Source organism: Veillonella parvula DSM 2008 (assembly GCF_000024945.1).
Lineage (GTDB): Bacteria > Bacillota > Negativicutes > Veillonellales > Veillonellaceae > Veillonella > Veillonella parvula.
The window spans coordinates 839,710-854,627 of record NC_013520.1; the positions used below are offsets into that span (position 1 = coordinate 839,710).

Genomic DNA, 14,918 nt, shown 5'->3' on the forward strand with positions numbered 1-14,918 from the left:
TTACATAAGAAGAGGAGGTGTCTATGAAACCATTTGGTATGATTCCCTTTTTTATACCTCACGTAGGTTGTCCCTATGTGTGTACATTTTGTAATCAATCTCGTATTACAGGCCAATCTGGTATTAGTCACCTAACTCCAGAATATATACAACAAACAATCAAAGACTATGTAGGAACAAAGCGGAATGAAAAGTTTTGGGAGGTTGCCTTTTATGGTGGATCATTTACGGCTATTATTAAAGATTTACAACATAAATTATTAATGCCTGCCTATGAAATGCTTCAACAGGGCCTCATTGATGGCATACGCTGTTCTACAAGGCCCGATGCTGTAGGAGATGAAGCGATTACATTATTACAGTCTTATGGAGTAAAAACTGTGGAACTTGGTGTGCAGTCTATGAATGATGGTATTTTAGTCGATGCTAAGAGGGGGCACACGGCACAAGAGGTAGTAGAGGCTGTTACACGATTAAAACATCGTGATATGACCGTTGGGGTTCAACTTTTACCGGGACTAAAAGGAGAGACTTGGCAAACCATAATAGAAACGGCCATTGCAGTAGCCGCATTACGACCTGATTTTGTACGTATCTATCCCGTACTAGTTATAGAAAATACAGAGCTAGCCGAACAGTATAGAGCTGGAGAATATAAACCACTAAGTACTGAGCTAGCTATACAGTATTGTTCATTTTTAAAAGATTGGTTTGAACAGCATGGCATTGAAGTCATTCGCACGGGTTTACAAAGTACAGAAGAATTAGATTCCGGCAATAGCTTAGTAGCGGGGCCATATGAGCCCGCTATGGGGGAGCTGGTTGTGAACGAACAGTATAAGCAGCGAATTGAACGTTGTATTGATGAGCATGCATCTCAGTATACGTACGCACTAAGTAACGATTGTTTTAATCTAACTGACTACGCTACTTATGAAAATCTAGGATTTAGTGGAGTTAGTGCTTATAATGCTGATAATAGTGGATATATAGATAACACTAATAATGATAGAACAAATTATATTAGGAATAATGGTATTGCAGTACAGCATAATATTGTTATTTCTTATCCGAGATGCTTAACATCTAAGGTGCGAGGCCTTAATAATCGAAACGTTAAATACTTTCAGATTCAGTATCCGCAGTATGCATTTGAATGGTGTGAAGAACGCACGAGAAATACCGTTCGTTGCTGTATTGATGGCCTGCAATATGTGTTATAATAAAAAATATGATTATTTAGGGTTGTTGGTAGAAAGGAGGCAGTCATGCAATTACTTCGGTTGGAATTAAAGGGCTTTAAATCGTTTGCGGATAAAACGATTGTAAAATTCTCACCAGGAATGACTGCCGTTATTGGTCCTAACGGAAGTGGTAAAAGTAATATTACGGATGCTATGAAATGGGTATTGGGAGAATCCAATGTCCGTAATTTGCGCGGTCAAAAAGCAGAGGATATTATTTTCTCTGGTACGGAAAAGCGCAAACCTATGAGCGCTGCTGAGGTTACACTTGTGTTTGACAATAGTGACCAACAATTAGATATAGATATGGCTGAGGTAGCCATTACACGCCGTATATACCGCACTGGTGAAAGTGAGTTCCTCATTAATAAGCGATCTTGTCGTTTAAAGGACATACATCTTTTACTAGCAGATACCGGTCTTGGTAGAGACTCCATGGCTATCATTGGGCAGAACCGAATTGATGCTATTTTAAATTCTAAACCTGAAGAACGGCGCCTTATCTTTGAAGATGTAGCAGGTATTTCTCGCTTTAAGATCAATAAAGAAGATGCATTGCGTCGTATTGCCAGTACAGATCGTAATATGGAGCGTGTACGAGACGTAATGGCTACCATTGAAGAGCAATTAGGACCTTTGTCTGAAAAAGCGGAAAAGACTAAAAAATATATGACCTTAAGCCGCGCAAAGCGCGATTATGATGGGGCATTAGGCTTCCACAATTATAAGACCTCTGATCGTCTTTTAACACGTTTTGAAAACGATAATATTGCCTTTAAAGATGAAGAAATTGAGCTTCAAACTGAATTGTCTAAATTAGAGGCTCGTCGTCACGAATTGCAATCGTCCTCGTCAAAAGAGCAGGAACAGCTTAAGTTGTGGGAGGCTCAATATACTGAAAAGCAACGCGATGAAGAACGCTTATCTGGTCATTTACGTCTCTTAGAAGAGCAACTAAAAACAGCGCGCCGTGAATTAGATGAAACGTCTATGCGCATTAGCGAGCTAGAGGCTACGCAAAAGGGCGAGGAGCAACAATTGCGCATCTTAAATCAATTGATTCAAGATGAAAGTGCTCAATTAGTAGAAAAAGAGTCTAATCTAGAAGAATTAGAAGCGAGTTACAAAAAGGCTGTTGAAGATGTAAGGTCAGAACAAGCTAAGTTCCAATCCTTGCAATCCAATCGAGAGGCTTTTGAGAAACGTCAATTAGAAGTTGTGAGTGCTATTGAAACGGCTAAGGCTAGTATTCGGAGCTTAGAAGCTCGCAAGGGGGAAAGTAAAAATCAATGTGCTATTCTAGAATCTGAAATAGCACAGGTAGATAGTGAACTACAAGTCGCTCGTTCTGAATTTGAAGCGCTAGGTCAAAAGTTTAATGCCTTATCTGCTCAACGACAAGCCCTCGTTGATGATGCTAAGGATGCGGTCATGAAAGCGCGTGAAGAGCGTAAGGAATTACAAAAGCTGCGCACTCAAGAACAACGTGCAAAAGGTCGATTAGAACTATTAGCACAGTGGGAGGAACAGCACGAAGGTTACTTAGAAGGCACAAAGAACATCCTCAATGGTAAAGGTTCTTGGCGCGAACAGATCACGGGCGCTGTTGGCGATCTCTTTACGGTAGAGGAGAAATATACTACGGCTATCGAAACGGCCTTAGGCGGTAGTGTTAACCACGTTGTAACTACTACAGCTCGCGCTGCTGCGGAGGGTGTCAATTATTTGAAATCTATCCAAGGTGGTCGCGTAACCTTCTTGCCGATGGATTCTGTTAAAGGTAAACCATATGATACACCGGCTTTACATGAAAGCTGTGTATTAGGCACTGCTGTTGATTGTATTTCTTTTGATAATAAATACGCCCATATTTTCCAATACTTATTGGGGCGCACCTTGGTAGTGTCTTCCATGGATGATGCCATTGGATTACAGAAAAAATACAATCAGCAATTGCGCATCGTAACTCTTACAGGGGAACAATTTCAACCTGGTGGTTCTCTAACCGGTGGTGCCACAAAACGTAAGCGTGCTTCTGTATTGAGCCGCAAGGAAGAGGCTGCTAGTCTTGAACAAGAACTGGTACAAATCGAAGGTCAAATTCGCTCCTTAATAGCTAACTTAGAAAGCCTTGAAAAACGGGTTGAAGAGACTGAAAAGGATCAAGCGACTCTTGATGAAAGCTATCAACATACGAACTTACTCTATGTGGCTAGTGAAACAAAGGTACAAAATATACAAAATCAGCTGGATCGTAAGAAACGTGTTCTCCATGAAGAAGAGCAACGTTTAGTACAAATTGATATTGATTTGGCTACTACAACAGCTAACTTGAAAGATCAAGAAACAGCATTAGCTTCCTTGCAAGAGGATCATGGTATGGATGGTAATCAAGGGGCGTTGATGGGTCGATTAACCGTGTTGCAAAAGGTGCAACAAGAGGCGTATGAAGCTTTTACAGAAGCTCGCCTTACTTGTGATACCTTGCGACATACCATTCAGGAACGGGAATCACAACGTGAACAGCGTAATCAGTCTATTTCTAGTATTATTGAGCGTTTAACACCACTTCGTAATTTGTTAGTTAGTACTACACAACGCTATGAAGAGGATATCCCTCTGGCTCAGGAAGTTGCAGAACAAGAGTTGACCTCTGCTACGGCTGAGGTTGAACGATTACGTGCCCTTCGCGATGAAGCTTATGATAAAACATCTACGGGGCGCGAGGAAATGGAATCTATCCTCAGTGAGCAAGACCGATTGAATCAACGCTACAAAGTGGTGCAAGGTCGCCTTGTTGATATGGAAGGTAAAATTACACGTCATCGCATGGACTGTGAGCGCTTTGTAGAAGAATTACAAGAGCTAGGCTTTACTTTGGAAGATGCTCAAGTCCTTCGCATTGAAGGCTCCGTTAGCGATTGGAAGGATGAGCAAGCTCGTTTGATAGCCGAAATTGCCGAATTGGGTCCAGTCAATCCAAATGCCGTTGAGGAATACGAAGAGACTAAAGAACGCTATGATTTCTTAACCACACAATTAGCTGATTTAGATACGGCAAAGGCGCAATTACAGGCGGTTATTGCCGAAATGGATAAGGCTATGAGTACACAGCTATATGATGTATTGGATGTGGTAGGCCGTAGATTCCAAGAAGTATTCAGCCAATTGTTTGGCGGTGGTACTGCGCAAATTGTACTTACTGATCCAGATAATATCTTGACGGGTGGTATCGACTTCTACATTCAACCACCAGGGAAAAAGCGTCAACAATTGACACTTTTATCGGGTGGTGAGCGTGCTCTTACGGTTATCGCTTTATTGTTCTCATTCCTTGACTATCGTCCAGCTCCGTTCTGTGTGCTTGACGAAGTTGACGCGGCGCTTGACGAAGCTAATGTTGAACGATTTAGCTCTTACTTAAATCGAATAAATAAAGAAACACAATTTATCGTTGTATCTCACCGTAAAAAGACGATGGAAGCTGCCGAAGTACTTCAAGGGGTAACCATGGTGGAACGCGGTGTATCGCGATTATTAACAGTAGCATTTGAAGATGTGAAGGAGGATCTAGCATAATGGCATTTGGATTCTTTGATAGAATTAAAGACGGTTTAGAGAAAACTCGTAAGTCTTTTGTAAAAAATGTAGAAAGCATCGTTATTGGTTATGCGCAAATCGATGATGATTTTTTAGATGATTTAGAAGCAGTTATGCTTACTAGTGATCTAGGCCCTAAGACGACAGAATACTTGATGAAAGAAATTCGTCGTGGTGTAACAGAAGGTATCATTAATCATACAGGCGATGTAATGCCGTTTATGGAAGACCGCATCACGGAAATGCTCATCGATCAAGAAGATGAAATTACTTTGCACCATCCTGAGGTTATCCTCGTAGTTGGTGTAAATGGTGTTGGTAAAACAACGACAATCGCTAAATTGGCTAACTATTATACTAAAGAAGGTAAAAAGGTTATCATTGCTGCAGGTGATACATTCCGTGCCGCTGCAGCTGACCAATTATCCATTTGGGCTGATCGCGTTGGTGTGCCGATTGTTAAACATAAAGAAGGCGCAGACCCTGCTGCCGTTGTATATGATGCAATGGAAGCTGCGAAAGCTCGTAATGCAGACCTTGTTATCGTAGATACGGCTGGTCGTCTACATACTAAGGTTAACCTTATGGAAGAGCTTAAAAAGATGGGGCGCGTAGCGAATAACCACGTAGAAGGTGCGCCGCATCAAACATTGCTCGTTTTAGATGGTACTACGGGTCAAAATGCAGTAAGCCAAGCTAAATTATTTGGTCAAGCTGTACCAGTAAATGGTATTGTAGTAACTAAACTAGATGGTACAGCAAAAGGCGGCGTAGTTATCTCTATTAAAGAGGAACTGGGCGTACCCGTACGCTGGATTGGCGTTGGCGAAGGTATGGATGACTTGCGTCCATTTAATGCAAAAGAATTTGCTAATGCACTATTTAATAAAGGAATGATTCAAGGTGACAAATAAATATAACCGGGAATTCTTACTTGAATATGTAGAATCTGAAAATAAAAAAAATGAATGTAATGTTAGCCTAGAAAATATGAATAAGATAGTTAGCTTAATCGAGTACTTCGGTATTGAACTATATCGCCCCATTACGAGATTGCTACTTTCAAACTGGGAAGAAATTACAGAACGTATTAATAACTATACTGAATCAGATTGGATGATGGCTGATGAAATCCAGAAGACCACACCTACACTAGATCGCTTTTCTATTGCTATGCTCATCGAAGTCTTAGAAGGTGAGGATACGTTGAATCAAGCGGAAAATGTAGGTCGTCGTTTGACGGATGAAGAAATGAAAGCCATCCGTAAACATCAGGATGAACAGTAATGAAGCATAGTACATATAATTACGAGGGGGGCCAACCATTTAAAGTGGAGGCGCCCTTTACGCCTACAGGTGACCAACCTACCGCGATTCAATCTTTAACAGAAGGTATTGAACGTGGTGAATGGGCGCAAGTTTTGCTCGGTGCCACTGGTACTGGTAAGACTTTTACAATGGCTAAGGTTATTGAAGCAGTTCAAAAGCCGACCTTGATCATTGCTCATAATAAAACCTTGGCGGCTCAATTATGTAGTGAATTTAAAAGTTTCTTTCCAAATAATGCGGTAGAATACTTTGTATCTTACTACGATTTTTATCAACCGGAGGCCTATATTCCTTCTAGTGATACATATATCGAGAAGGATGCGTCTATTAATGATGAAATCGATAAACTGCGACATAGTGCTACGATGAGCCTTTTTGAGCGCCGCGATGTCATTATCGTTGCCTCTGTTAGCTGTATTTATGGCTTAGGTGACCCTGAGGACTATTCTGATCTTGTATTGTCCTTGCGCTTAGGTCAAACTAAATCGCGCGATGAAATCTTATCTAAACTCGTAGATATTCAATATACGAGAAATGATATGAACTTTATCCGCGGTACCTTCCGTGTACAAGGGGATACAATTGATATTTTCCCTGCCGCTTATAGTGAAAGAGCCATTCGTGTGGAGCTCTTTGGTGATGAAATCGACCGCCTCGTAGAGGTAGATTCCTTGACGGGTGAAGTTATTGCGGAAAGAAAACACGTTGCTGTCTATCCAGCATCTCACTATGTAACGACGAAAGAGAAGATGAATATTGCTGTAGAGCGTATTGAAGCCGAATTAGATGAGCAGTTGGCGAAGTTAAAAGCTGCTGACCGTCTATTGGAGGCTCAGCGCTTAGAACAGCGTACCCGTTACGATATAGAAATGATGCAAGAAATGGGCTATTGCTCGGGCATCGAAAACTATTCCCGTCATATGTCTGAACGTAAGGCTGGGGAAGCACCGTTTACATTGATTGATTATTTCCCAGATGATTTCCTCATCATGGTGGACGAATCGCATGTGACGATGCCTCAAATTCGTGCTATGTATAATGGTGACCGTGCCCGTAAAGAATCTCTTATCGAATACGGTTTCCGTCTTCCTTCTGCATTAGATAATAGACCTCTTCAATTCGATGAATTTGTAGAGCGTATCAATCAAATTGTATACGTATCGGCTACACCTGGCCCATACGAAATGGAAGTAGAAACGAATATTGCAGAGCAAATCATTCGTCCTACGGGCCTATTAGATCCATCTATAGAAATTCGTCCTATTAAGGGGCAAATGGATGACTTGCTTGGAGAAATTCACAAACGAGCTGCCAAGAATGAACGGGTTCTTGTTACGACATTGACGAAGAAGATGGCTGAGGACTTAACGGAATTTTTGAAGGAAATGGGCGTACGAGTTCGTTACCTTCATTCCGATATTGTTACTATTGAGCGGGCTGAAATCATTCGTGATTTGCGGGCTGGCGTATTCGATGTATTAGTTGGTATTAACTTGCTTCGTGAAGGTCTCGATATGCCAGAGGTTTCCTTGGTTGCTATCTTAGATGCGGATAAGGAAGGTTTCTTGCGTTCCGATACGGCCATGATTCAAACTATAGGTCGTGCGGCTCGTAATGTGAATGGTCATGTTATCATGTACGCAGATCGTGTAACAGGTTCCATGCAACGAGCTATCGATGAAACCGATCGTCGTCGTGCCGTGCAAGAGGCTTATAATATTGAACATAATATCACGCCTAAATCTGTATCTAAAGATGTAAAAGAGCTTATCGAATTAACGAAAATCGAAGAAGATATGGTTACCGAGGGAAAGGGACTTTCACCGAAAAAAGGAAAACAAAAAAAATCCTCAGAGGGCATGGACCATGGACACGAATCATATGTTCAAGATACATCAGCACCTAAGGTGGCAGATATAACACTGGAAGAATTGTACAATAAGATTGAAGAGCTAGATCGTCAAATGAAGGCCGCCGCCAAGCAGCTTGAATTTGAATCCGCTGCTAAATTACGTGATCAATTGGGCGTATTACGTCAACAATGGTCCGATATGCATAGTGCAGGAGATAGCAAGTTGAAGAAGCCTGCTTCTACCAAATCTAGAAAGCGGACGAGTCCAAAAAGTAAATCTTAGGAGCAATTTTAAAAGATTGTAAGAAAACACATAGATTATATAGACTATATGTGCGATAATATACATATATTATTTCATGTTAGTAATCGGAGAGATGATGCCGTTTGGTATCATCTCTTTAAATAGGAAAGATAATGAAAGATCAATTGATTGTAAAAGGTGCGCGTCAGCATAACCTAAAAAATATTGATATATCCTTGCCACGTGATCAGTTTATCGTCTTAACTGGCCTCAGTGGTTCTGGTAAATCATCCCTAGCATTTGATACGATTTACGCAGAAGGGCAACGACGTTATGTTGAGTCCCTGTCTGCGTATGCACGTCAATTTTTGGGACAAATGGATAAACCCGATGTCGATTATATTGAAGGTTTGTCTCCAGCCATTTCTATCGACCAAAAGACGACGAGTCGCAACCCTCGTTCTACGGTTGGTACCGTAACGGAGATTTACGACTATTTACGTCTCTTATTTGCACGCGTAGGTCATGCACACTGTCCAGAGTGTGGTAAGCCTATTACCCAGCAAACAATACAACAAATGACCGACGATGTAATGAGCTTTGCCGAAGGTACAAAGGTTTTAGTGCTGGCCCCTATGATTCAAGGTAAAAAAGGGGAACATAAATCGGTGTTTGAACAACTTCGCAAAGAAGGCTTTGTTCGTGCTCGAGTAGACGGTGTAGTGCGTACCTTGGACGAAGAAATTGTATTAGAGAAAAATAAGAAGCATTCCATCGATATCGTTGTGGACCGTCTCGTTGTAAAAGAAGGCATTGAATCTCGGTTGGCTGACTCTATGGAGACCGCTTCAAAATGGGCAGAAGGCATCGTTGTGATTCAAGAGGTAGACGGACCTGAACACATGTATAGCCAACATTTTGCGTGCCCAGATTGTCATATTTCATTACCTAAAATTGAACCGCGTATGTTCTCTTTTAATAGTCCGTTTGGTGCGTGCCCATCTTGTTTAGGGATTGGTTCTACTATGGAGGTTGATGAGGAGCGCGTTATTCCAGATGGATCTATTAGCTTTGCCGATGGTTGCGTGCAAGCCTTGAGCTCCAATCCTAATGCTTGGTTTATACGTCAAGTAGAAGGTCTATTAAAAGCTAATGGATATTCCTTAGACTCCACCTATGATGAATTGCCGAAAGCATTACAGAAAAAGGTGATGTACGGTACGACGGATAAGGTAAATTTCACCTATGAAAATATGAGAGGTGAGATAAAGGAATTCTTTACTGAGTACGAAGGTATTTTACCGATGGTTAAGCGCCGTCATAGTGAAGCCTCTACAGACTCTATGCGTGAAGAATTTGAAAAGTTTATGTCTATTAAGCCGTGTACTACATGTCATGGGGCTCGTCTTAAACCTGAAGTATTAGCTATTACTGTAGGGGATAAGAATATCAACGAAGTAACGCAGTTAACTATTAAAGAAGCACTCGATTTCTTTGGTAATCTACAGTTAACTGAACGTGAACAAGTGATTGGTGCTCAAATTTTAAAGGAAATCAATGCTCGTCTAGGTTTCCTTAATAATGTAGGTCTCGATTACCTAACAATGAACCGTAGTGCAGGCACATTATCTGGTGGTGAAGCACAGCGTATTCGGTTGGCCACACAGATTGGCTCAGGCTTAGTAGGTGTATTATATATCCTAGATGAGCCATCTATCGGTTTACATCAACGCGATAATGATCGCCTCATCGATACATTAAAAGGGCTACGTGATTTAGGAAATACCTTGCTTGTTGTAGAACATGATGAGGATACGATGCGCGCTGCTGATTATTTAGTAGACATCGGTCCCGGAGCAGGTGAACATGGTGGTCAAATCATTGCAGCAGGTACTGTTGAGGAAGTGATGAAGGTAGAAAACTCTATTACTGGTCAGTACTTAAGTGGTCGTAAATTTATCGCCCTTCCTGAAGAACGCCGCAAACCAGGTAAGAACTGCATTGAAATTCGCGGTGCTAAGGAAAACAATTTACAAAATGTAAATGTAAAATTCCCTATTGGCTTGTTTAATGTTGTTACTGGTGTCAGCGGTTCTGGTAAGTCTACCTTGATTAATGAAATTCTCTACAAAGGTTTAGCTAATCAATTATATCGCTCTAACCACAAAGTAGGGGCTCATAAAGAAATCCGTGGTCTTGAACATATCGATAAAATCATCAATATTGATCAAAGCCCTATCGGACGTACACCTCGTTCCAATCCAGCTACATATACAGGTGTATTTGATGCCATACGCGAACTATATAGTCAAACACCGGAAGCAAAGATGCGCGGTTACAAACAAGGGCGCTTTAGCTTTAACGTAAAAGGTGGCCGTTGTGAAGCTTGTCGTGGTGACGGTATCATTAAAATTGAAATGCACTTCTTACCAGATGTGTATGTACCTTGTGAGGTTTGTAAGGGAGCCCGTTATAACCGAGAAACCTTAGAGGTTAAATACAAAGGTAAATCTATTGCAGATGTACTAGATATGACGGTAGATGATGCGGTTGAGTTCTTCAGCGCTATTCCGAAGATCAATCGTAAAATGGTTACCTTGCAAGAGGTAGGTCTTGGCTATATTCGTTTAGGTCAGGCGGCTACAACATTATCTGGTGGTGAAGCACAACGCGTTAAATTAGCTACTGAATTAGCTCGTCGCAGCACAGGTAAAACGCTATACATCCTAGATGAACCTACTACAGGTCTTCACGCCGAGGATATTCGCAAGTTATTACACGTATTGCAACAACTCGTAGAGGGTGGCGATACAGTTGTCGTTATCGAACATAATTTAGATGTTATTAAGATGGCTGATCACATTATTGATCTTGGTCCTGAAGGTGGTAATCGCGGAGGCACTATCGTGGCAATTGGTACGCCTGAGGAAATTGTTAAGGTGAAAGAAAGCTATACCGGGAAATTCTTAGGCCCTGTATTGGAACAGACTAAGAAATTTATGAAAGCAGCGAAGCATAAGAAATAAAATAGTACATATATTTAAGTTTCTATAAAAGAAAAATCATAAAGAGAATAGACTACATCCTTCAACTTATAAAGGTCAATACTTAAAGAAGTGTGTAATCTATTCTCTTGTAATCTACAAGGAAAGGAGGAAATATGCCGTCTGAAGAATTACTGGAAAAGGTTAGTCATTTGCCAACTACACCAGGCGTATATTTGTGGCGTGATCAATATAACCGAATTATTTATGTAGGTAAGGCTATTAACTTGCGAAATCGTGTGCGTTCCTATGTGCGTAACGATGCAAATCGCGCACCAAAGGTTACGGCCATGATGAAACGAGCCGTCGATGTGGAAGTTATTCAAACAAAAACGGAGATGGAAGCGCTCATCTTGGAGAATACACTTATCAAGGAGCATGAACCGAAATATAATATTAGGCTTCGTGATGATAAGACGTATCCCTATGTTAAAATATCAGTGCAAGAGGATTACCCACGCGTATATATGACGCGTCGCCTAGAGCGTGATGGAGCCAAGTACTTTGGCCCTTTTACAGATGTCACATCTGTTCATGTGGTACTGAAATTAATACGACAGTACTATCCATTGCGTACCTGTAAGTCTATGAAGGTAGAACGCCCATGCTTGCAGTATCATATGCATTACTGCGAGGCACCGTGTTTTAACAAAATATCTGTACCGGATTATCGAAAGTATATTGACGAAATCATAGAACTTTTTGAAGGTAAACCTATACCATTGCTAAAGGAAATTAAATCAAAGATGGAGGCTGCTGCAGAAGATTTGCGCTTTGAAGATGCTGCACGTTATCGTGATCAATTGTCTAGCATTGAAAAGATACAAGAAAAGCAACGCATGGTTACTCAACGTGGCGACTTAGACGTCTTAGGATTGGCTGTAGATACATCGATGGCCTGTGTACAGTTGCTATTCATCCGCGGTGGTCGTCTGTTAGGCCGTGAGAATTACTTTGTGCAACATGATGGAGATAGTTCAGAAACCATTATGACAGACTTTATCAAGCAATACTATGGAGATACAAACTTTATTCCTAAAGAGTTGTTACTACCTATGGAGAGTACAGATAGAGACTTATTAACAGAATGGTTTACACAGCTCAAAGGCCAACATGTAGATGTATCTGTGCCACAACGTGGCTATAAGATGGATATGATTAAGATGGCTCATGAAAATGCAGAAACTTTCCTTGAAGAACGTCGTCGTCAGTGGCAGCACCAAATCGATAAGACTGGCGGGGCGGTTAAGAAGCTAGCCGAGATCCTCGACTTGCCACGTTTACCTGAACGTATGGAGTGCTTTGACATATCTCATACACAAGGGGCTGAAACGGTAGCTTCCATGGTTGTTTTTGAAGGTGGTAAGCCAGCAAAAAAGGAATATCGCCGCTTTAAACTGAAAACCACACAAGGTAAACCTGATGACTTTAAATCGATGGCTGAAATTATGGAACGTCGTTACGGTAATGAAACAGACTGGCCTATGCCAGATCTTATTATCATCGATGGTGGTAAAGGTCAGCTCAATGCGGCTTTGCCGTTAATCCGTGCTGTTGGTGTTACAGATGTGCCAGTTATCTCCTTGGCTAAGCGTATTGAAGAGGTCTTTGTAGAGGGACAATCTGAAAGTATCATTTTGAGTCATCATACGCCGGAGCTTCAATTACTTCAACAAATTCGTGATGAAGCGCATCGCTTTGCCATTACCTATCACCGTAAGTTGCGCGGTAAGCGAAATCTTGAATCTATTCTTGACCATATTGAAGGAATCGGGCCTAAACGCCGTAAGGCCTTATGGGCTCACTTTAATAGTTTAGAGGCCATGAAAGAGGCATCTATTGATGAACTTGCAAATGTAGAATCTATGAATTATAAGACGGCAGAAACGCTATATAATTTTTTCCGTATGTCCAAAGTAGAGAAACAAGAAGCTTTAAAATAAGACTTTCATAGTCATATACCTAATTAAAATATTAGTCTATTTTAAAGGGCCCATATACTAATAGATTATGTATTTGGAATCTTTTACAATAAAAATGCACCTATTGATTACTTACACTTAAGCGTAATCAATAGGTGCTTTTATTATTTTGCAATAGTTTTAGGTTTGTAATTTTGCAATAGTTCTAGGTTTGTAATGTTGTATGTAGTATGTGCGAAGTGTAAATAATATACCCGCAACTACTACGCTAGCCAACAAACCAATCCATACGCCAAATGGTCCATAATTAGGATTTTTGGCAAGGGTATAAGCCGTTGGGAAACATACGCCCCAATAAGAAATGAGAGAGATGTAAAGAACTACTTTTACATCCTTGTAGGCTCTTAGAATACCTTGTAATGGAGTACCTATGGCATCAATAGCTGCAAAAAATACGCCATACCCAAGGAAGTGATAAATAAGTTCATATACTTCATCATCGTTTGTAAATAAATCCGCAATATTATCCATATGAGTGAATGTAAAGGCACAAATGAGAACGGCTATGATGATGGCTAATACACGAGAAATATAAGAGTACTGGATGGCTTCCTTTTTTCGTCCTGCACCGAGTTCATAAGCAACGGCAATGGTAGAGGACATGGCGATACTTAATGGTAAGCAGTAGAATACATTAGTAAAAGAAATGACAGATTGATGAGCTGCTACTACAGCAGATCCAAAGTGAACCATTAAGAGCCCAGCAATGCTAAAGATACTAGCTTCAAAAAAGATAGAAAAACCTATGGGAATACCAACTTGTAATTGTTCACGGATATAGTGAAAATTCGGGCTATGGAAATCTTTATAGATGCGATAGCCTTTTAACTTAGGATGCAATAGAATGACTAAGCTAAATAGAACGAAGTTTGTCCAACAGGCACCAGCAATACCGTAGCCAGCACCAACACCACCAATTTCAGGAAAACCGTAATGACCAAAGATGAGTGCATAATTTAAGAATACGTTAATCACAAAGCTTGTAAAGACGATGGCCATGGAGTAATGCGTTAATCCGTGAGAATCGACAGTATTACGCAAGGTATTTACCCAGAGTAATGGGAATAAACCAAGTGCAAAGGCTTTCAGATAACTAATACATACCTCGGTGGCAGCCGGCTCAAGATTTAAATATGTCAATAAAGGGCGTAAGCCGAATATACCGATTAGTAAAATTAAAAATGCTAGTCCTGTACCGATGAAAAGACCTTGATGAAAGATTATTGGAATATCATCTGTTTTCTTAGCTCCTAATAGTTGAGAAATGATTGGTGTGATACCCATTAATGTACCTTGTGCAAAGATATAGAAGAGGAGCCACAAATTATATCCCGTAGCAACACCAGCTAAATCAGTCGTACTATATTGCCCCGTTAAAAAGATGGCGATAAAGGTCGCCCCAATCAGGGAAAATTGAGTGATGCACATTGGAGTAAATAGTTTTATAAACAACCATAATTTTTGCAGTATAGAATATGTTTGATACATACTAACCTCCCTAGTAATGATATACTATACCATACCATAAAGTAGCTTAATTTAATAGCCAAAACCTAAGGGAAAAAGGAATTAAATTTATAAAAAAAATAGAGCCCATATTGTGATTATGTAAGGGGAGAAATG

General features: G+C 40.6%; 8 protein-coding genes. 7 read left to right on the top strand and 1 reads right to left on the bottom strand.

Going from position 1 to position 14,918, the window contains the following annotated elements; all coding sequences use genetic code 11:
* Positions 1-23 precede the first annotated feature (23 nt).
* The 7 genes from VPAR_RS03565 to uvrC all read left to right on the top strand — a co-directional run bounded on the left by VPAR_RS03565 (position 24) and on the right by uvrC (position 13,256).
* A complete protein-coding gene (locus VPAR_RS03565) occupies positions 24-1,223 on the top strand; it encodes an elongator complex protein 3 (RefSeq protein WP_012864190.1) in 1,200 nt (399 codons plus the stop codon).
* Between the two features lie 45 nt (positions 1,224-1,268).
* The gene (smc, locus tag VPAR_RS03570; protein WP_012864191.1) at positions 1,269-4,823 is read left to right on the top strand and encodes a chromosome segregation protein SMC; all 3,555 of its coding nucleotides are present in this window, start codon (positions 1,269-1,271) and stop codon (positions 4,821-4,823) included.
* On the top strand, positions 4,823-5,758 hold the full coding sequence (gene ftsY, locus VPAR_RS03575) for a signal recognition particle-docking protein FtsY (protein ID WP_004693455.1): 936 nt from the start codon (positions 4,823-4,825) through the stop codon (positions 5,756-5,758). The genes smc and ftsY overlap by 1 nt, the downstream gene beginning before the upstream one ends.
* Before the next feature lie 76 nt (positions 5,759-5,834).
* Complete coding sequence (locus VPAR_RS03580; protein WP_227036835.1) at positions 5,835-6,131, top strand: hypothetical protein; 297 nt, start codon at positions 5,835-5,837, stop codon at positions 6,129-6,131.
* On the top strand, positions 6,131-8,308 hold the full coding sequence (uvrB, locus tag VPAR_RS03585; protein WP_012864192.1) for an excinuclease ABC subunit UvrB: 2,178 nt from the start codon (positions 6,131-6,133) through the stop codon (positions 8,306-8,308). Before VPAR_RS03580 ends, uvrB begins: the two co-directional genes overlap by 1 nt.
* Positions 8,309-8,442: 134 nt before the next feature.
* On the top strand, positions 8,443-11,295 hold the full coding sequence (gene uvrA / locus VPAR_RS03590; RefSeq protein WP_012864193.1) for an excinuclease ABC subunit UvrA: 2,853 nt from the start codon (positions 8,443-8,445) through the stop codon (positions 11,293-11,295).
* 134 nt (positions 11,296-11,429) lie between these two features.
* The gene (uvrC, locus tag VPAR_RS03595) at positions 11,430-13,256 is read left to right on the top strand and encodes an excinuclease ABC subunit UvrC (protein ID WP_004693462.1); all 1,827 of its coding nucleotides are present in this window, start codon (positions 11,430-11,432) and stop codon (positions 13,254-13,256) included.
* Positions 13,257-13,415: 159 nt separating this feature from the next.
* On the opposite strand, the gene VPAR_RS03600 is transcribed toward uvrC, so the two are convergent.
* On the bottom strand, positions 13,416-14,783 hold the full coding sequence (locus VPAR_RS03600) for an MATE family efflux transporter (RefSeq protein ID WP_012864194.1): 1,368 nt from the start codon (positions 14,781-14,783) through the stop codon (positions 13,416-13,418).
* Positions 14,784-14,918: the final 135 nt, after the last annotated feature.

Bases quoted from the DNA above. Each gene is read 5' to 3' on its own strand.
- VPAR_RS03565 (WP_012864190.1), top strand. From the start codon at position 24: ATGAAACCATTTGGTATGATTCCCTTTTTTATACCTCACGTAGGTTGT.
- smc (WP_012864191.1), top strand. From the start codon at position 1,269: ATGCAATTACTTCGGTTGGAATTAAAGGGCTTTAAATCGTTTGCGGAT.
- ftsY (WP_004693455.1), top strand. From the start codon at position 4,823: ATGGCATTTGGATTCTTTGATAGAATTAAAGACGGTTTAGAGAAAACT.
- VPAR_RS03580 (WP_227036835.1), top strand. From the start codon at position 5,835: ATGAATAAGATAGTTAGCTTAATCGAGTACTTCGGTATTGAACTATAT.
- uvrB (WP_012864192.1), top strand. From the start codon at position 6,131: ATGAAGCATAGTACATATAATTACGAGGGGGGCCAACCATTTAAAGTG.
- uvrA (WP_012864193.1), top strand. From the start codon at position 8,443: ATGAAAGATCAATTGATTGTAAAAGGTGCGCGTCAGCATAACCTAAAA.
- uvrC (WP_004693462.1), top strand. From the start codon at position 11,430: ATGCCGTCTGAAGAATTACTGGAAAAGGTTAGTCATTTGCCAACTACA.
- VPAR_RS03600 (WP_012864194.1), bottom strand. From the start codon at position 14,783: ATGTATCAAACATATTCTATACTGCAAAAATTATGGTTGTTTATAAAA.